The organism is Streptomyces sp. NBC_00386 (genome assembly GCF_036063235.1).
Lineage (GTDB): Bacteria > Actinomycetota > Actinomycetes > Streptomycetales > Streptomycetaceae > Streptomyces.
Genome location: NZ_CP107950.1, coordinates 1,282,180 through 1,300,024 on the forward strand (window position 1 = coordinate 1,282,180; position 17,845 = coordinate 1,300,024).

Genomic DNA, 17,845 nt, shown 5'->3' on the forward strand with positions numbered 1-17,845 from the left:
GTTGAACGCATACCGCTCGATCCGGCAGCCGGATGCTGATCGGTGGCGAGGCTTTCGGGCGAGCCGTCGAGGCCGGCGGTGATGGCGGGCTTGGATGTGCGGTGGCGGCTGAAGCCGCGTTCCCGGGACTCCGCTTCGGTGCCTCGTGGCCATCGGCCGGCGCGGCCGGCCCGGTTCGCTGCCCACGCGCCGCACCACCTCACGACGGACAGCTTCAGGCGCGCCCACGGGCCTCCGCTGGGCCGATCGGCCCAGCGGAGGGGACCGACAGCACCTGCCACTCCGCTCCGCACGGTCGGACCCTGGAGATGTACCCAGCCCCGCGCCCATCGAAGGAGACCGGCGTCATGGTTCGTTACGTGTACGACTTCGCAGAGGGCGGCCGTGAGCTCGCCGATCTGCTCGGCGGCAAGGGCGCGAACCTGGCCGAGATGACCCGGCTGAGGCTGCCGGTCCCGCCGGGCTTCACCGTGACCACCGAGGCTTGCCGAGCTTTCCTCGCGGCCGGCACCGCGCCGGACACCCTGGCCGACGAGATCTCCGAACACCTCGCCACCCTGGAACAGGCCGCGGGACGACAGCTGGGTCGGCCCGACGACCCGCTGCTGCTGTCCGTCCGCTCCGGGGGGCGTTTTTCCATGCCCGGCATGATGGAGACGATCCTCGACGTCGGCCTCAACGACGCCTCCGTGCTCGGCTTGGCGAAGGTCTCCGGGAACGAACGCTTCGCCTGGGACTCCTACCGCCGCCTGGTGCAGATGTTCGGCAGCACCGTCATGTGCGTCGACAGCTCTCTGTTCGAGAACGCCATGGCCGACCTCAAGCGCTCGCGCGGAGCGGCGAACGACCTGGGGCTGAACGCTGCGGACCTGGCCGAGCTGGTCAGGACGTACAAGGATCTGATCCGCAGGGAGACCGGCGAGGACTTCCCGCAGTCACCGGCCGAGCAGTTGCGCCGCGCGGTGCTCGCCGTCTTCGAGTCATGGAGAGGCGAGCGCGCCCGGCTGTACCGCCGCCGCGAGCACATCCCCGACGATCTGGGCACTGCGGTCAATGTGCAGACCATGGTCTTCGGCAATCTCGGTTCCGACTCCGGCAGCGGCGTCGCCTTCACCCGCGACCCGGCCACAGGACGGCCCGGACTGTACGGCGACTACCTTGCGAACGCGCAGGGCGAGGATGTCGTCGCCGGCATCCGCAACACCGTTCCGCTGACCGCTCTCGAGGAGCTGGACCCGGTCTCGTACGGGCAACTGCGCGGTCACATGGAAACTCTGGAAACGCATTACCGGGATCTGTGCGACATCGAGTTCACCATCGAGCGGGGCCGGCTGTGGATGTTGCAGACCCGGGTGGGCAAGCGCACCGCCGAGGCCGCGTTCGCCATCGCGGCCGAGCTGGTCGACGAGAAGCTGATCACCCCTGACGAGGGCCTGGCCCGGGTCGACGGGGACGGCCTGGCCCGGCTGATGTTCCCCCGGTTCGACATCTCGGCCGTCGGCGAGGCACTCGCGCACGGACTGCCCGCCTCACCGGGTGCGGCGGTGGGCGCGGCGGTGTTCGACTCGGCCGAAGCGGTCCGTCGAGCCGCCTCGGGCGAGAAGGTCGTCCTCGTACGTCAGGAGACCACCCCGGACGACCTGCCGGGCATGATCGCCGCCCAGGCGGTGCTGACCAGCCGCGGCGGCAAGACCAGCCACGCCGCCGTGGTCGCCCGTGGCATGGGCACGGTGTGCGTGTGCGGTGCCGAGGAACTCACCGTCGACTCCTCGGGACGTCGCTTCACCGTGGGCGACACCGTCGTCGAGGAGGGCACGGTCGTGTCCGTCGACGGCTCCGAGGGCGCCGTGTACCTGGGTGCCGCTCCTCTCGTCGACTCCGTGGTGATGCGCTACTTCGAGACGGGCGAGCGGTCCGACGGGCTGGTCGAGGCCGTGGCCCGGGCCATGGAACGGGCAGACGGGGTCCGGCGGCTGGAGGTGCGGGCGAACGCCGACACCCCGGAGGACGCCGCGCGCGCCCGCCGGTTCGGCGCACAGGGTGTCGGGCTGTGCCGCACCGAGCACATGTTCCTCGGCGAACGCCGCAAGCTGGTCGAGGCAATGATCCTGGCGCGCGACGAGAACGAGCGTGAGAAGGCGCTGGGCGCCTTGCTGCCGCTCCAGCGGCAGGACTTCATCGGCATCCTGAAGGCGATGGACGGCCTGCCGGTCACCATCCGGCTCATCGACCCGCCTCTCCACGAGTTCCTGCCCGACCGCACCGACCTCGCCGTGCGCATCGCCACCGCCGAGGCCCAGGGCACCACACCCGCCCGGCACGACACCGAACTCCTCGACGCGGTCAACCGCATGCACGAGGAGAACCCGATGCTCGGGCTGCGCGGTGTCCGTCTGGGTCTGGTCGTCCCGGGACTGGTCGCCATGCAGGTGCGGGCGATCGCCGAGGCGGTCGTGGAACGGACCAGGGCCGGGGACTCCCCCCAGGCGGAGATCATGGTCCCGCTGGTCGGCGCGGTCGAGGAACTGCGCATCGAGCGGGCCGAGGTGGAACGCGTCCTGGCCGAGGTCTCCGAGGAGTCGGGCATCCCCGTGCACTGCCCGGTCGGCACCATGATCGAACTGCCCCGGGCCGCACTCACCGCCGGCCGGATCGCCGAGGAAGCCGAGTTCTTCTCCTTCGGCACCAACGACCTCACCCAGACCACCTGGGGCTTCTCCCGCGACGACGTCGAGGCGGCCTTCTTCTCCGCCTATCTCGACAAGGGCATCTTCGCCGCCTCGCCCTTCGAGACCCTCGACCGCGACGGTGTGGGCCGGCTGGTCCGGATCGCCGTCGACGAGGGCCGCGCCGCGCGACCCGACCTGAAGATCGGCGTGTGCGGCGAGCACGGCGGGGACCCCGACTCCGTGCACTTCTTCCACACGACCGGCCTGGACTACGTCTCCTGCTCGCCGTTCCGCGTCCCGGTCGCGCGGCTGGAGGCCGGACGAGCCGCGCTCCCCGAGCCGGGAGCAAGCGACAGCAGGTGACCGGCGAGCGCCCTGAAGGCGGTCGGTCGTCGGAGCGATCTCCCAGACCCGCCTGATCCGGCGCACGGCGGCCCGGTCCGCGGATCCCCGGTACGACGGTTCCGGATACCCCCACTGGGCCGCTCGTCCCGGCGCGCCGCCACCGTCGCCCACGCCTGGACAGCGGAGGAACCGATGTCGCCGCCCGCGATCACCGTGCATCCGGAGCAGCGGATCGCACAGCCGGGCGGGGTGTCACGGAGTCGAACACCTTCCGGTCGTGGACGAGGAGCATCGACTGGTCGGCATCTCCTCGCGACCTGCTTCCGGTCTTCCTGCGCACGAACGACGAGATCCGCAGACAGGCCGCGACGAGGTGCCGGCCCCCATCCGCCGTCGGCCGGATCCCGGCGTGGCGGATCTCGGTCCGCGACGGCAGGACCACGCGGAAAGGAGCCCTGCGACACGGCGGAGCCCTTCCGCTCCTGTTCCGGGGAACGCATCGGGCGGACGGTGTGATGGATCGTCAACAGGGCTACTGTCCACGTCCTTTCGGGGCCGGTCGGCCCCGCGAAGGGACCATCGGGGCCTGGGGCGGAACACCGCTGACGAGAGACGCTGCCGGTGTGAGCGGTACCGGCCGCCGTCCCCGCGGTGCCGCTCCCTCCCCGCACCGCCCACCGTGCGGTGCCGCCCCTTTTCGACGACGGAGGCTCGCCCCCATGACCCGCCACCACGACCGCATCGCGACCACCGACCCCGCCGCCGCGCCGTCCGACATCGCCATCGCGGTGGACCGCCTGGTGACGAACGGGCTCAAGGCACTCACCGACTACGAGGCGCTCGATCAGGAACAGGTCGACCACATCGTGAAGAAGGCCTCGGTCGCCGCGCTGGACCAGCACACGAAGCTCGCGCGGCTCGCAGTGGAGGAGACCGGGCGCGGCGTCTTCGAGGACAAGGCGGCCAAGAACATGTTCGCCTGTGAGTACGTCACGCACAGCATGGGCCCGATGAAGACCGTCGGCGTCATCGCCCGCGACGACATCGACGACATGACCGAGGTGGCCGAGCCCGTCGGCGTCGTGTGTGCGATCACCCCTGTCACCAACCCGACCTCCACCACCGTCTTCAAGGCGCTCATCGCTCTGAAGACCCGCAACCCGGTCGTGTTCGCCTTCCATCCCTCCGCCCAGCGGTGCAGCGCCGAGGCGGCCCGCATCGTGCGCGACGCGGCGATCGCCGCGGGTGCGCCGGATGACTGCGTGCAGTGGATCGAGACCCCGTCCGTGGAGGCGACCGGCGCCCTGATGCGGCACCCGGGTGTGTCGCTGATCCTCGCCACCGGCGGCAACGCCATGGTCAAGGCCGCCTATTCGGCCGGCAAGCCCGCTCTCGGCGTGGGCGCCGGCAATGTCCCCGCCTATGTCCACCGGAGCGCGGATCTGCGCCGGGCCGTCAACGACCTGGTGCTGTCCAAGTCGTTCGACAACGGCATGATCTGCGCCTCCGAACAGGCCGTCATCCTGGACGAGGAGATCCACGACGCGGTGCTGGACGAATTCCGCGTCCTGCACGCCCACTTGGCCACCGCCGAGGAGAAGGCGAAGCTGGAGGCCTTCCTGTTCCCGGTCGGCGCCGCGGGCGCCGGCTGCGAGCCCAAGGTGAACTCCGCTGCCGTCGGGCAGAGCCCGGTGTGGATCGCCGAGCAGGCGGGCTTCACCGTGCCCGCCGACACCTCTCTCATCCTGGTCGAGGCGGCCCGGGTCGGCCCGGACGAGCCGCTCACCCGCGAGAAGCTCTGCCCGGTCCTCGCCGTCCTGCGCGCCGGCTCCCAGCAGCAGGGATTCGACCTGGCCGCCGACATGGTCGCCTTCCACGGCCAGGGCCACAGCGCCGTCATCCACACCCAGGACCTCGCGCTGGCGGAGTCGTACGGAAAGCGCATGAAGACCGTGCGGATCATCGTCAACGCCCCGTCCTCGCAAGGTGCCATCGGCGGCATCTACAACAGTCTGCTGCCGTCGCTGACGCTGGGCTGCGGTTCCTGGGGCAGTACGTCGGTGTCCAACAACGTCTCCGCCGCCCAGTTGCTGAACATCAAGCGCGTCTCCATGCGTCGCAACAACCTGCAGTGGTTCAAGGTCCCGCCGAAGATCTACTTCGAGCCGGGGGCCATCCGCTACCTCGCCTCCATGCCGGACGTCCACCGCGTCACCGTCGTCACCGACGCGACCATGACCCGCCTCGGCCTCGTCGACCGGGTCGAGCGCGTGCTGCGGCGACGCCGCGAGCCGGTCACCATCCAGGTCATCGACAACGTCGAACCCGAGCCGAGCATCGACTCCGTCCGGCGCGGCGCCCGCCTCATGGGCGACTTCCGCCCGGACACCATCATCGCCCTCGGCGGCGGCTCCCCCATGGACGCGGCCAAGGTGATGTGGCTGCTGTACGAACAGCAGGCCGAGGGCAGGGACGTCGACTTCGCCGACATGCGGCACAAGTTCTCCGACATCCGCAAGCGCGCCTTCCGCTTCCCCGTCCTCGGCAAGCTCGCCCGCCTGGTGTGCGTCCCCACCACCTCCGGCACCGGCGCCGAAGTGACCCCGTTCGCCGTTATCTCCGACCCCGTCACCGGCAAGAAGTACCCGCTGGCCGACTACGCGCTCACCCCCAGCGTGGCCGTCATCGACCCGCTCCTCACCACCGCGCTGCCCCGGGCACTGGCCGCCGACAGCGGTTTCGACGCCCTCACCCACGCCATCGAGTCGTATGTCTCCGTCTACGCCAACGACTTCACCGACGGCCTCGCCCTGCACGCGATTCGGATGATCTTCGACAACATCGAGGCGGCGGTGAACGACCGCGCGGCGCGGCCGGAGGCCCAGGAGAAGATGCACAACGCGGGGACCATCGCCGGTATGGCGTTCGGCAACGCCTTCCTCGGCATCGTCCACGCGATGTCCCACACGCTCGGCGCCACCTTCCACGTCGCGCACGGCCGCACCAACGCCGTACTGCTGCCGCACGTCATCCGCTACAACGGGACCATTCCCACGAAGCTCACCGGCTGGCCCAAGTACGAGAGCTACCGCGCCCCCGAACGCTTCCAGGACATCGCCCGCACCCTCGGGCTGCCCGCCGCCACCCCGGCCGAGGGCGTCGAAGCGCTCGCCTCGGCGGTGGAGCGACTGCGCGAGGCAGTGGGCATCGAACCGACCTTCCAGTCCCTCGGCGTCGACGAGCACGCCTTTCTCGACGCCCTGCCCCAGCAGGCCCTCAACGCCTACGAGGACCAGTGCGCGCCCGCCAACCCCCGGATGCCGATGCTCGACGACATGGCGGAGCTGATGCGTGCGGCCTATTACGGCCACGGCGTGGAGACCGGCGGCACCGTTCCGGCGAACTGAGACGGCCTGACCGAACCCGCCCCTTCCTGCCCGTCACCTCGCCTTCCAGGAGGATCCATGCTGTCCGCGGAATCCGCCGCCCTCGTACGGGCCACCCTGCCCGCCGTGGCCGGAGCACTCGACGAGATCACCGCCCGCTTCTACGCCACGATGTTTCACGACCGGCCCGAACTCGTCGACGGGATGTTCAACCGGGGCAACCAGGCCAGCGGCGCCCAACGCCGGGCCCTGGCCGGCTCGATCGCCGGATTCGCCGGCGCGCTGTTGGAGAACCCCGGCACGCGGCCGGACGCGCTGCTGTCCCGGATCGCCCACAAGCACGCCGCTGTCGGCGTCACCGACGACCAGTACACGATCGTGCACAAGTACCTGTTCGGCGCGATAGCGGAGGTCCTCGGCGACGCGGTCACCCCGGAGGTGGCAGCCGCCTGGGACGAGGTCTACTGGCTGATGGCCGGAGCCCTGATCGCCCGGGAAGCCCTCCTCTATCAGAACGTGGACGTACGGCCAGGCGACATCTGGCGGCCCTGGACGGTCGTCGAACGCCGTGCCGAGACCCCCGACGTCGTGTCCTTCCTGCTCCGCCCGGCCGACGGCGGACGCACGCCGCGGGCCCGCGCCGGCCAGTACGTGAGCGTCCGTGTGCGCATGGCCGACGGCGTTCACCAACTGCGCCAGTACAGCCTCTCCTCGGACCCGGGCGGAAAGCTGAGGCGGATCACCGTGAAGCGGGTGACGGGTGACGCCGACGGGCCGGACGGCGAGGTCTCCGCCCTGCTGCACGACCGCGTCCATGAGGGGGACGAGCTGCTGCTGTCCGCACCGTTCGGCGATGTCTTCCTCGACGACCCGGTGGATGCCACCACCCCCGTCGTGCTCGTCTCGGCCGGAATCGGCTGCGCCCCCATGACCGGCATCCTGGCCCATCTGGCCGCCCTCCGCTCGATCCGCCCGGTACTGGTCCTGCACGCCGACCGCTCCCCCGCCGACCACCCCCTGCGGGCCGAGACACACGACCTCGTCGGGCAACTGCCGGGCGCCCGGGCCGTCTTCTGGTACGAGCGCCCCGGACCGGAGGAACCGGACGCCCGCACCGGCCTCATGGACCTGAGCAGCACCGAACTCCCCGACAACGCAACGGTGTTCCTGTGCGGTCCGCTGCCCTTCATGCGAGACGTACGCGGACAGCTGCTCGGCGCCGGGGTTCCCGCGCGACGCATCCGCTACGAGGTCTTCGGACCCGACCTGTGGCTGCCCGGCACCACGGCCTGAACCGTCACATCTTCTGACGCCCGACGGAAGGACCCCCATGACCACCGACACAACCCAGGAGACCCCCCTGGTTCGGCTGCGCTCCGACGGCGCCGTGGACGAGGAGACCCTGGCCTACGCCCGTACGAAGATCGACGCGGTCGTGGGCAGGCCGGGCCTGCCCGTCGTCACCGGCGAGGTGCACATCGTGCGAGCGGCCGCCCACCACGCGGGCCGGCCGTGGTCGGCCACGGCCGACCTGCGCGTCGGCGGCCGTCAGGTCGTGGCGGCGGCCGAGGAGGCGACCGGCACGGAGGTCGTCGACCGGCTCCAGGACCGGCTGCGCCGCCAGACCGACAAGGCCGCCCAAGCCTGGGACAACGGGCACCGGACGACGGCCCCGCCGTGGCGCGGTGCCACGGAGCGACCGTCGGCCGCCGCGGGACCCGGCAGCGTGGCGGAGGACTCCCCCACGGCGTGATCCCGCAGTCACGACAGGCCCGGTCGGTCACAGTCCTCCGACCGGGCCTGTCCGCCGCCTGCGGACGATTCGCCGCTGCCGGCTTCGAGGGCCGTCCGGACCGGCGAGGTGACCAACGGCCCACAGACACAAGACCTGGCGGCAGGAAACCGTGGGAGGCGCGGTATCCCGATCGGCCGGCGAGAACGAGGAGTTGTGTGATGGCGAAGGCATATCTGGTGGGCAGCGGGATCGCGGCCCTGGCCGCGGCGACGTTCCTGATCCGCGACGGCGGTTTCGAAGGCTGCGACATTCACCTCTTCGAGGAACAACGGTCGCTCGGCGGCAGCCTGGACGCGGGCGGCACTCCGGAGGCCGGCTACACCATGCGCGGCGGGCGCATGTTCGAGGCCGAGTTCCGCTGCACCTACGACCTGCTGTCCGGCATCCCCAGCCTCGACGACCCCGCCGTCTCGGTGACCGAGGAGATCCTGGCCGGACACGAGGACTTCGCCTGGGACGACATCGCCCGGCTCGTCGACGGGGACGGCAAGATCGTCGACACGACCTCGATGGGATTCTCCGAACGTGACCGGCTGGAGCTGGTCCGCTGCCTGGCCACCCCCGAAGCGCACCTGGACGGCAAGCGGATCACCGACTGCTTCGGCGAGCACTTCTTCACCACCGCCTTCTGGTTCATGTGGTGCACCACGTTCGCCTTCCAGCCCTGGCACAGCGCGATCGAGTTCCGCCGCTATCTGAGGCGTTTCGTCCACCTGTTCTCCGAGTTCGCCTCCATGTCGGGCATCCACCGGACCCGCTACAACCAGTACGACTCCATCGTCCGGCCCCTGACCGCCTGGCTCCAGGAGCGCGGTGTCACCGTGCACACCGGCTGTCACGTCACCGACCTCGGCTTCATCCCGGGCATCAGGAGCGGCACGGTCGAGACCATCCACCTGAACCGACGCGGCCACGACGAAAAGGTCACCGTCGCACCCGAGGACCTGGTCCTCGTCACCAACGGATCCATGACCGACGCCTCCAGTCTCGGCTCCCACACCTCCGCGCCCCCGCCGGCTCCGCACCGCTCGGACGCCTGGCTGCTGTGGCACCGGCTGGCCCGCGGCCGCGACGACTTCGGCAACCCCGACGCCTTCGACAAGCACGTCAAGGAGTCCCGCTGGGAGTCGTTCACGGTCACCACCAAAGACCCCGCCTTCCTGAAGGCACTCGAGGAGTTCAGTGGCCGGCCGACCGGCAAAGGTGGACTGATGACCTTCACCGGGTCCAACTGGCTGCTCACCATCGTCGCCAACCGCCAGCCCGTCTACCGCGACCAGCCGGAGGACGTCGGGGTCTGGTGGGGCTACGGCCTGTTCCCCGGCCGCGCGGGCAACCAGACGCCCAAGCCGATGACCATGTGCACGGGCCGCGAGATCCTCGAAGAGGTCCTGCACCACCTTCCGTTCGACGAGCGGACGGCGGCCCGGATCCGGGAGACCTCCACCGTCGTGCCCTGTGTGATGCCGTACATCACCAGTCAGTTCCTGGCCCGCCGCCGCGACGACCGGCCCCGAGTGGTCCCGGACGGAGCGGTCAACCTCGCCTTCATCGGGCAGTTCGCCGAGGTGCCCGACGACGTCGTCTTCACCGTCGAGTACTCCGTACGCACCGCCTGGACGGCGGTGGCGCAGCTCCTGAAGCTGGACAAGCATCCGCCGCGGGTCCACAAGGGCCATCACGACCCCCACGTACTGGCGGCGGCGCTGGAGACCATGCACCGCCGATAGGGCACCGAGGTCCGAGGGCTGTTCGACCCACGACGGGGACCACCGGCACCTGTGCGAACGGTGCGGGCCGGCCGGCGGGCGGCGGTCATCCCTGGGGCACGACGACCACCGGGCAGTGCGCCCGGCGCAAGAGCGTGTGGGCGACCGGACCCGGGCGCGGACCGAGCACGCTCGTACGGCGGTGCGCGCCGATGACGACCACGGCAGCCTCCCGGGTCGCTGCCAGCAGTTCGGCGGCGGGAGCGGCGCGGACCGTGTGGGTCTCCACCGTGACGTCGGAGTGCCGGTCCCGCAGCTCGGTGAGGGCGTAACGGGGTACGGCCTCCTCCAGGGCCTCTCTGACCGGCCGTTCCTGGCCCGGACTGCGCGTCGGCACGAGTGAGCGAAGTCCGGGAGTGATGTGCCGGCGGCTCCAGGAATGCAGGACACGGAGCCTCGCACCGCGCCGCTCGGCCTCCTGGAAGGCGTACGCCGCTGCCCGCGTGTCCGTGTCGTCCGCCAGTCCGAGCAGCACGTCCTGCCCGTCGTCGCACGGGTGGTCCCCGCGGACGACCAGGAGAGGTCCTCGCGCGAGCGCGGCCAGCCTCAGACTCACGGAACCCAAGGCAGAACCGGTCAACGCTCCCAAGCCGCGTGTTCCCACGACGGTAAGGGCCGCGGCTGCGCTCTCGCGTGCCAGCGAGCGCACAGCCCCTCCCTCCGCCGCGACGGTCTCCACCAGCAGTCCGGGGTACCGCGCGTGGGTGCGCGACACGGCAGAGCTCAGGACCGGTGCGGCCTCGTCGCGATCGGAAACCGCGTACAGCATGCGCAAGCCGGTGCCGTGCCGTACGGCCTCGGCCGCGGCCCGGTCCAGCGCCCTTACGGAGATCGGAGAACCGTCCACTCCGACGACTATGTGATGCGAGGTCATGACGTACCCGCCCCTTCCTTGAACAACCGTTCGACGGAAGCGACGCTCGACGAGCGCACCGGCCTCCTGGAACGACGCTCCTCGCGGGCCAACGCCTCGGGCAGCAGCCGGGAGAACCTGAGGAGACACCGAACAGCCCATGTTTCAAGGGCCGTTCGGTCCGGAAATGGAACCGAGGCGATGTGGCCATGACCCACACAACACCTGACTCGGTCGCCCCCGCCCGGACTGACCGAGCAGCGCCGTGCCGCCCTCCTGGCCGTCGCCTCGCACTGCACCGTCCACAACAGCCTGCATCGGCCTCCCTCGATCGACATCCACCTGGAGCCCTGACGGAGCCCGCCCGCCGCGCGACCCACCAGGCGCCGTCCATGGCGCCGCTGGTGCAGACACAGGACTCAACCACCTTGGTCTGACGTCGAGTTGTGGCCGGGCGGCCCTACGGTGGTACCTGGCCGGCCCATGTCCCGGCGCCCTCCTGGCTGTCACCGTCGAACGTGTAACCACAACGACGAGGAGGTGCGGACCGATGGCCCGGGGAGAGCACACGAGGAAATGGCTCTGGCGGTGGAAGAAGAATCCACTGCGGCGACGCGACGACATCGTGGAAGCCTGGATCGTGCTGGCCGTGTGGGGGATCGTCGCGGTGGGCGGCGCGGCTGCCGGGCTGGTGACGGCCCTCGCCGGGGATGAGATGTTCGCTCGGCAGCGAGCCGAGCGACAGCCCGTCGGAGCCGTGCTCCTGAACGACGTACCACGCACCGTCACCGCGTTGGGCACGACCACCGACCACCGGCTTGCCTCGGTACGCTGGACGACACCCAGCGGTTCCGCCCGCACCGGCCTGACCCAGGTGAGCACCGGCCTCAAGGCCGGAGCCGAGATCACCGTCTGGCAGGATCGACAAGGCCGGCTCGCCCTCGCTCCGCCCAGTTCCTCGGCGGCAGCCGTCGAGTCCGGCTTCCTGGGTGCCACCGCGGCCCTCGCCCTCGCAGGCATCGTCTTCGGCGCCGGCGCTGCGGTGCGGCACCGATTGGACAGGCGTCGTATCGACGGATGGGACGACGAATGGGACCTTGTGGGACCACGATGGAGTCACAGAACAGGCTGAACACGCAAGGCTTTCGAAGCTCCAGGTCACATGGCGGCCTGGAGCTTTCCACGTGCTCAGAGGATCGACCGCCCCGACGTCCTCGGCGATCACAACGCCCGTATCAGACCCATCGGCACGCGAGCAATCCGTGTGCGGTCGTCTGACTCGGGACCAGTTGTGGTGCCTGATGCCATGTCGGCGCCGCATCCCCGCTCCTAAGGTGCCGCAACGCCTCAGCACGCCCGGCGCCCGGTGATGCGCGACGGTCGACAGCACGCCGGACACTCGATGAAGGAGCCGCCGATGCCACGTTCCTCAGCCCAAGTTCGCCTCTGGAGCCGATGGGGCCGCGCCCTGCCCCGTCTCCTCACCGTCGTCGCCCTTGTCCTGGGCGCCGCGCTGACCGGTCCCGCCCCCGCCCACGCAGCCGTCGTACTCACCCGCGTCGGCGATTTCGGCTCCAATCCCGGCGCGTTGAACATGTACGTGTACCGGCCGGCCACCCTGCCCGCGAACCCGCCCGTGGTCGTCGCGCTGCACGGGTGCACCCAGAGCGCCCAGGTCTACGCGGACAACTCCGGTCTGCCCCAACTCGCGGACCGGGACAAGTTCCTGCTCGTGCTCGCGGAGACGACCTCCTCGAACAACCCCAACAAATGCTTCAACTGGTTCCAGCCGGGCGACAACCGGCGCGATCAGGGGGAAGCCCTCTCCATCCGGCAGATGGTGAGCAACGTCGTCTCCACGTACGGAGTCGACTCACGGCGTGTCTACGTCACCGGCCTGTCCGCGGGCGGCGCCATGACCGCGGTCATGCTCGCCACCTACCCCGACGTCTTCTCGGCCGGCGCCGTCGTCGCGGGGCTGCCCTACAACTGCACGAAGGACAACAGCCCCTACGGGTGCATGAACCCCGGGGTCGACCTCAGCCCGGGCGACTGGGCCCAGCGGGTGCGCGACGCCCATCCGTCGTACACCGGCCCGTGGCCTCGCACGGCCATCTGGTACGGCGACCAGGACACGACCGTCGCTCCGGTCAACGCCGGTGAACTGCGCGACCAGTGGACGGCGTTGCACGGGCTGTCCCAGACCCCCACCCGCACCACCACCATCGGGCCCGACTCCACCCGGCACGACGAGTACCTGGCCGCGGACGGCACGGTCGCCGTCGAGGTCGACCGGGTTCCCGGCGTCGGTCACGGTACCCCGGTCGACCCGGGCACCGGCGCCCAGCAGTGCGGGAGCACGGGCGCCCCGTACTTCCTGGGTTCGATCTGCTCCAGCCACTGGATCGCCGCGTTCTTCGGCCTCGACGGCTCCGGGACGGGAACGGGTCCCCTGCCCGCGCCGACCGGGCTGGCGGCGACCGGAGCCACCGACACGAGCATCAGTCTGAGCTGGAACGCCGTCAGCGGCGCCACGGACTACGTCGTCCATCGCGACGGCACCCCGGTCGGAACACCGAGCGGCACGTCGTACACGGACACCGGGTTGCGGGCGGGCACCTCGCACACGTACGCGGTGGCCGCCCGGGACTCCGGCGGCACGGCGGGATCCGGGTCGGGGACGATCACCGCGAACACCACCGGCGGCACCGCCGCCTGCTGGACGGGCAGCAACTACAGCCACGTCCAGGCGGGACGGGCCACCACGAGCGGTGGCTACACCTACGCCAAGGGCTCCGGCCAGAACATGGGTCTGTACAACACCTTCGTCACGCACACCCTGAAGGAATCACCCACCGGCTACTACACCGTCGCCGACGGCGGCTGCCCCTGACCGGGCCCCGCATCTCCGGTTCGGCGAGGTGACCAGGCCCGCCATGGTGGCCGAGGACCCTGTCGGGGCCGCCACCATGGTGGGCCAGCACATGTTCCGAGCAGCCATCACGCCCCTGGCCTCCGGTGCGTCCACCCCTCACCACGCGACCGTCCCGCGCCCGGCCGAGGCGGACCGGGTGACGCTCGCGGTCGATGTATCCGGGCGCGTGCGAGGTGATCGTCGACGGGGTCACGGTGTCGACGTCGAGGATTCCCCTGCGCCGCTCCTCCGGGAACAGCGCGCTGACCGTGCCCCAGACGGCACGGGTGCGCTCCGTCGGGCCGGTCAGGAAGGACGCGTCTCCCTCGTAGGGCGTGTAGTCGGCCCGGATGAAGTCACAGCACCGGCCGGGGCGCCGAACACCCTCGTCCGAGGGGCCGTTCGGCCCACCCCGCGATGACGGAGGTCAGGAAGACAGCTCCACCCCGTACTGCGTGCGGCCACCGACGAGCTCCCGGCCTGTGACCAGTTCGGACGCGATCCGGATGAAGACCTCGCGGGGAGAGGGCACCCAGGAACGGGGTCCTGTCCGGGTCAGGCGATCATGCTCGGCGGGATCGCTCACCACCAGGGCGTGGCCCGTCACGACGACGCTCCAGCCCGAGTGCGCGGTCGCGTCCACCGCGTCGGCTTCGAACGCCACCACGACGCCGTCGATGGTGAGGGCCAGTTCCGAGTCCGCCGACGTCCGCAGGACGACGGCGGAGTCCGCGTCGAGACAGAAATTGACCGGCAGGACCGCGGGCAGGGCGTCTCGGGTGTGGACGACCCTGCCGATGGGCGCGTCACCGAGCCGGGCCAGGCATTCCTGCCGGCCGAGTTCACGAAATCCGTCGTTGGGATTCATCAGCGGACTCAACTCTCACGCGGTACAGCGCTTCGGCCACAAGCAACGCTTCCACCTGTGGCGGGACGGACAATCGAGGCCAAGGCTGATCGGCCTTGCCGGTCTCCGGAGAACGAAGAAGGTCGTTCCTTCCTGCGGTCTGCGCGCGTGCCTGGATCACCGCACCGCGATCCGGCGCCCGTGGATCCGGTCCTGTTCGACGCGTACCCACAGGTCGCGCGCTTCGCCGCCGGCCCAGGGACGGCTGTAGGCGAGGGCGTCGAACCGGCGCCTGACGTCCGGGTCGGTCACGGCCCGGGCGCTGCCCTGGACGAGTACGCTCCAGCCCTGGCTGAGGGCCTCGTCGACGTGATCGACCTGGAAAGCGACGTTCGATCCGATCGCTGCCGCGATCGTCGAACCCGGTGCGGTCCTGAAGGCGATCGCGCCATCGATGACGCTGTAGTTGACGGGAAGGATGACAAGGCCGCCGCCCTCAGCAGCGAGGGCGAGCCTTCCGACGCCGTGCGTCGACAGTCGCGCAAGGCAGTCCTCCGGGCCGAGTTCGATCAGTTCGGAGTGGCCGGCGGCCTGGCCGAGGCCGGGCGGCAGGTCCGATTCGCCGCCGTACAGGGCGGCGACGCTGGTGTCGAGGGCGTCCGCGAGCCGGATCAGGACGCTGGTTCCGGGTCTCGCCGTGGACTGTTCCTCCAGGTACTGGAGGTAGCCGGCGGCCGTGCCCACGAGGGCGGCCGTGTCTTCCCGGGTCAGGCCGAGTTCCTCGCGTCGCGCGACGATACGCCGTCCGATGTCGCCCGGTGCAGCCGCGGCCGAAGCCGCCGTGCGGACCGTCCACCGGCGTGTCTCGCTGGCGTCCGCTGTCGCGTACCGCGTTGCCCAGGGCGTGCCCTCGTCCTGCGACGTCGCGCCTGGCGTGCCCCTTCGTGTCTGTTCGGACATGGCCTTCGCTTCCTTCCGTCAGGGCGTCCTGACCGTCAGTGCGTCGTGCTGCGGCTCGCCGAGGACCACCTTGAGGGCGCCCGTGTCGGCGGCCCGTGCGAAGACGTCGTACGCCTCCTCCATGTCGTCGAGCGGGAAGGTGTGGGTGACGAGGGAGGCGGCAGGGAGCCGGCCCGCGGCCATCATGCGCAGCAGCATGGGGGTGGAACGGGTGTCGACCAGGCCGGTGGTGATCGTCACGTTCTTGATCCACAGGCTTTCGAGGTGCAGGGTCGCGGGCTTGCCGTGCACGCCGACGTTGGCGACGTGCCCGCCGGGCCGCACCATGCGCGTGCACATCTCGAAGCTCTCCGGGACACCGACCGCCTCGACGACGGCGTCGGCTCCGAGCCTGTCGGTGAGATCGGAGACGAGCTGCTCGGCCTCCTCGCCCGCTGTGGCGACAGCGTCGGCACCGAGACGCTTGGCGGCGTCGAGACGGGCCTGAGCGAGGTCCACGGCAATGATCTTCTCGGGCGAGAAGAGGCGCGCCGTCGCGATCGCGGCGAGCCCGATGGGCCCCGTTCCCACGACGACGACGGTGTCTCCGGGTCGTACCCGCCCGTTGAGCACGCCGACCTCGTAGGCGGTGGGGAAGATGTCGGCCAGCAGGACCGCGTCCTTGCTGTCCACGGTTCCTGGCAGGAGATGTGTGGACAGGTCGGCGTGCGGGACGCGGACGTACTCGGCCTGTGTACCGTTGATCAGGTGGCCGAGGATCCAGCCACCGTCGGCGCGGCACTGACCGTACGCGCCTTCCCGGCAGAAGCGGCAACGGCCGCACGCCGTGATGCAGGAGACCAGGACCCGATCGCCCGGCCGGACCGTACGCACGTCGCTGCCGACCTCGACGATCTCACCGACGGCCTCGTGGCCGAGCACCGTGCCAGGTGTCACTTCCGGCACGTCTCCCTTGAGGATGTGCAGGTCGGTGCCGCAGATGGTGACGGTGTCGACCCGGACGACGGCGTCGGTGGCTTCCTGGATACCGGGATCCGCCACGCTCTCCCACGCGGACTTTCCCGGGCCGTGGAACACGAGTGCCTTCATGACAGTCCCCTTCAAGTCGAGACTTGACGTGGTAACTCCAGCCTGACCGGGGCGGATGCTGCGCGCATGGGCCGGTCGGTCCCCACCGCGGGACCGGGCGGCCCCTGCCGGCTCGCACGCGCTGCGACCCCCTTGCCCTGTCGGGGCGTATCGAGGAGGTGCGGTGCCATGCACCGAGCACAGGGTGCGAGGGAGTGTGCCGACTGCGCCAGGACCGGCGCACTCCACCCGCGCTCTTGGAAACGGACCGCGTCCTGCCATGAGGGGCCCGGGGTACCTGACCCCCGGGGCCCTCATGGGCCTCCCCGGCCCGGGCACTCATTCGTGCGGGACGACCGCGACCGGGGCGGTGGAGTGGTGCAGCACCGCCTGGGTCACCGGTCCGATGTGAGTGCCGACCGGAGTCTGCCGGTGACGGCGACCGACCACGACCAGTTCCGCGTCCCGTGAAGCGTCCACGAGGTGGGGACCCGCACCGCCCACCACGGCCTGCTCGTGGACCTGAACGCAGGGGAACTTCTCACGCCAGGGATGCAGTACGTCGGTCAGGCGCCGCTGTGCCTCGGCGAGCAGTTCCCCTTCGGCCACCGCGTCGGTGGCTCCGCTGTAGCCGTAGTAGGCCGGCAGACTCCAGCCATGGACGACGCGCAGGTCCGCCGTCCTGCGAGCCGCCGCCTGGAAGGCGAATTCGATCACGGAGGCGTCCGCGTGCTCCAGGTCGAGGCCAAGGACCACGTGCCGGCTTTCGGGCACGTCCCCGGAACCTTCTGCCGCGCGTACGAAGACGATCGGCGTGCGGGTCCTCGCCACCACGGCCTGCCCGACGGAACCCGTCAGGAAACCGGCGACTCCGCTCAGCCCCCTGGACCCGAGGACCAGCAGTTCGGCCTCCTCGGCCATGGCCAGCAGCACGGGGACAGGCTGCTCCGCGACGCGCTCGGCGCTGACCGACAGGCCCGGATGAATCGCGGCCAGCCGGTCCGCGGTCTCGTGCGGCAGACGTTCGGCCCACTCGCGCTGCGGATCGTCCTGCGGCGCCGGAACGGCGACGCCGGCCAGCGGGGCGTAGATGTAGGGGTGCCACTGCCAGGCGTGCACGACACGCAGGTGCGCGTCCGTGCGCAGGGCTTCACGAGCCGCCCAGTCGGCCGCTGCGAGACTCTCGGGCGAACCGTCCAGACCGACGACGATGCTGTGCGACATGGGATGGCCTCCTTG

Annotated in this window: 11 protein-coding genes and 2 pseudogenes; 7 read left to right on the forward strand and 6 right to left on the reverse strand. The window is 70.5% G+C overall.

Annotated features, from left to right (window positions below; translation table 11 throughout):
- The first annotated feature begins 347 nt into the window (after positions 1 to 347).
- The 5 genes and pseudogenes from ppdK to OG780_RS05545 form a co-directional block, all read left to right on the forward strand.
- Positions 348 to 3,032, forward strand: coding sequence for a pyruvate, phosphate dikinase (gene ppdK, locus OG780_RS05525; protein ID WP_328445260.1), 2,685 nt, complete (start codon positions 348 to 350; stop codon positions 3,030 to 3,032).
- A gap of 701 nt (positions 3,033 to 3,733) precedes the next feature.
- Positions 3,734 to 6,421, forward strand: coding sequence for a bifunctional acetaldehyde-CoA/alcohol dehydrogenase (gene adhE / locus OG780_RS05530; protein ID WP_328445261.1), 2,688 nt, complete (start codon positions 3,734 to 3,736; stop codon positions 6,419 to 6,421).
- 57 nt (positions 6,422 to 6,478) lie between these two features.
- A complete protein-coding gene (locus tag OG780_RS05535; RefSeq protein WP_328445262.1) occupies positions 6,479 to 7,693 on the forward strand; it encodes a globin domain-containing protein in 1,215 nt (404 codons plus the stop codon).
- 37 nt (positions 7,694 to 7,730) lie between these two features.
- Positions 7,731 to 8,153: a hypothetical protein gene (locus OG780_RS05540; RefSeq protein WP_328445263.1), complete on the forward strand. Its 423-nt coding sequence runs from the start codon at positions 7,731 to 7,733 to the stop codon at positions 8,151 to 8,153.
- Between the two features lie 185 nt (positions 8,154 to 8,338).
- Positions 8,339 to 9,925 (forward strand): annotated as a pseudogene (locus OG780_RS05545) (oleate hydratase); the annotation flags it as partial.
- 85 nt (positions 9,926 to 10,010) lie between these two features.
- On the opposite strand, the gene OG780_RS05550 reads toward OG780_RS05545, so the two are convergent.
- Entirely contained in the window at positions 10,011 to 10,838 is an 828-nt protein-coding gene (locus OG780_RS05550) for a universal stress protein (protein WP_328445265.1), read from the reverse strand.
- A gap of 529 nt (positions 10,839 to 11,367) precedes the next feature.
- Here OG780_RS05550 and OG780_RS05555 point away from each other — a divergent pair.
- Together OG780_RS05555 and OG780_RS05560 are read left to right on the forward strand one after the other, a co-directional pair.
- Positions 11,368 to 11,949, forward strand: coding sequence for an Rv1733c family protein (locus OG780_RS05555; protein ID WP_328445267.1), 582 nt, complete (start codon positions 11,368 to 11,370; stop codon positions 11,947 to 11,949).
- A 285-nt stretch (positions 11,950 to 12,234) separates the two neighbouring features.
- The gene (locus OG780_RS05560) at positions 12,235 to 13,710 is read left to right on the forward strand and encodes an extracellular catalytic domain type 1 short-chain-length polyhydroxyalkanoate depolymerase (RefSeq protein WP_328445269.1); all 1,476 of its coding nucleotides are present in this window, start codon (positions 12,235 to 12,237) and stop codon (positions 13,708 to 13,710) included.
- Positions 13,711 to 13,887: 177 nt separating this feature from the next.
- Here OG780_RS05560 and OG780_RS05565 read toward each other — a convergent pair.
- The 5 genes and pseudogenes from OG780_RS05565 to OG780_RS05585 form a co-directional block, all read right to left on the reverse strand.
- Positions 13,888 to 14,089: pseudogene (locus OG780_RS05565) on the reverse strand (hypothetical protein); the annotation flags it as partial.
- Between the two features lie 69 nt (positions 14,090 to 14,158).
- Positions 14,159 to 14,599 carry a pyridoxamine 5'-phosphate oxidase family protein gene (locus OG780_RS05570; RefSeq protein WP_328445271.1) on the reverse strand — a complete coding sequence of 147 codons (441 nt, stop codon included), beginning with the start codon at positions 14,597 to 14,599 and terminating at the stop codon, positions 14,159 to 14,161.
- Positions 14,600 to 14,755: 156 nt separating this feature from the next.
- A complete protein-coding gene (locus tag OG780_RS05575; protein WP_328445273.1) occupies positions 14,756 to 15,538 on the reverse strand; it encodes a helix-turn-helix domain-containing protein in 783 nt (260 codons plus the stop codon).
- Positions 15,539 to 15,556: 18 nt separating this feature from the next.
- Positions 15,557 to 16,627, reverse strand: a complete 1,071-nt coding sequence (locus OG780_RS05580) for a zinc-dependent alcohol dehydrogenase family protein (protein WP_328445275.1) — start codon at positions 16,625 to 16,627, stop codon at positions 15,557 to 15,559.
- A gap of 318 nt (positions 16,628 to 16,945) precedes the next feature.
- Positions 16,946 to 17,830, reverse strand: a complete 885-nt coding sequence (locus OG780_RS05585) for a universal stress protein (RefSeq protein WP_328445277.1) — start codon at positions 17,828 to 17,830, stop codon at positions 16,946 to 16,948.
- Positions 17,831 to 17,845: the final 15 nt, after the last annotated feature.

Excerpts from the sequence above, each read along its gene's own strand:
- ppdK (WP_328445260.1), top strand. The coding sequence starts at position 348 with ATGGTTCGTTACGTGTACGACTTCGCAGAGGGCGGCCGTGAGCTCGCC.
- adhE (WP_328445261.1), top strand. The coding sequence starts at position 3,734 with ATGACCCGCCACCACGACCGCATCGCGACCACCGACCCCGCCGCCGCG.
- OG780_RS05535 (WP_328445262.1), top strand. The coding sequence starts at position 6,479 with ATGCTGTCCGCGGAATCCGCCGCCCTCGTACGGGCCACCCTGCCCGCC.
- OG780_RS05540 (WP_328445263.1), top strand. The coding sequence starts at position 7,731 with ATGACCACCGACACAACCCAGGAGACCCCCCTGGTTCGGCTGCGCTCC.
- OG780_RS05550 (WP_328445265.1), bottom strand. The coding sequence starts at position 10,838 with ATGACCTCGCATCACATAGTCGTCGGAGTGGACGGTTCTCCGATCTCC.
- OG780_RS05555 (WP_328445267.1), top strand. The coding sequence starts at position 11,368 with ATGGCCCGGGGAGAGCACACGAGGAAATGGCTCTGGCGGTGGAAGAAG.
- OG780_RS05560 (WP_328445269.1), top strand. The coding sequence starts at position 12,235 with ATGCCACGTTCCTCAGCCCAAGTTCGCCTCTGGAGCCGATGGGGCCGC.
- OG780_RS05570 (WP_328445271.1), bottom strand. The coding sequence starts at position 14,599 with ATGAATCCCAACGACGGATTTCGTGAACTCGGCCGGCAGGAATGCCTG.
- OG780_RS05575 (WP_328445273.1), bottom strand. The coding sequence starts at position 15,538 with ATGTCCGAACAGACACGAAGGGGCACGCCAGGCGCGACGTCGCAGGAC.
- OG780_RS05580 (WP_328445275.1), bottom strand. The coding sequence starts at position 16,627 with ATGAAGGCACTCGTGTTCCACGGCCCGGGAAAGTCCGCGTGGGAGAGC.
- OG780_RS05585 (WP_328445277.1), bottom strand. The coding sequence starts at position 17,830 with ATGTCGCACAGCATCGTCGTCGGTCTGGACGGTTCGCCCGAGAGTCTC.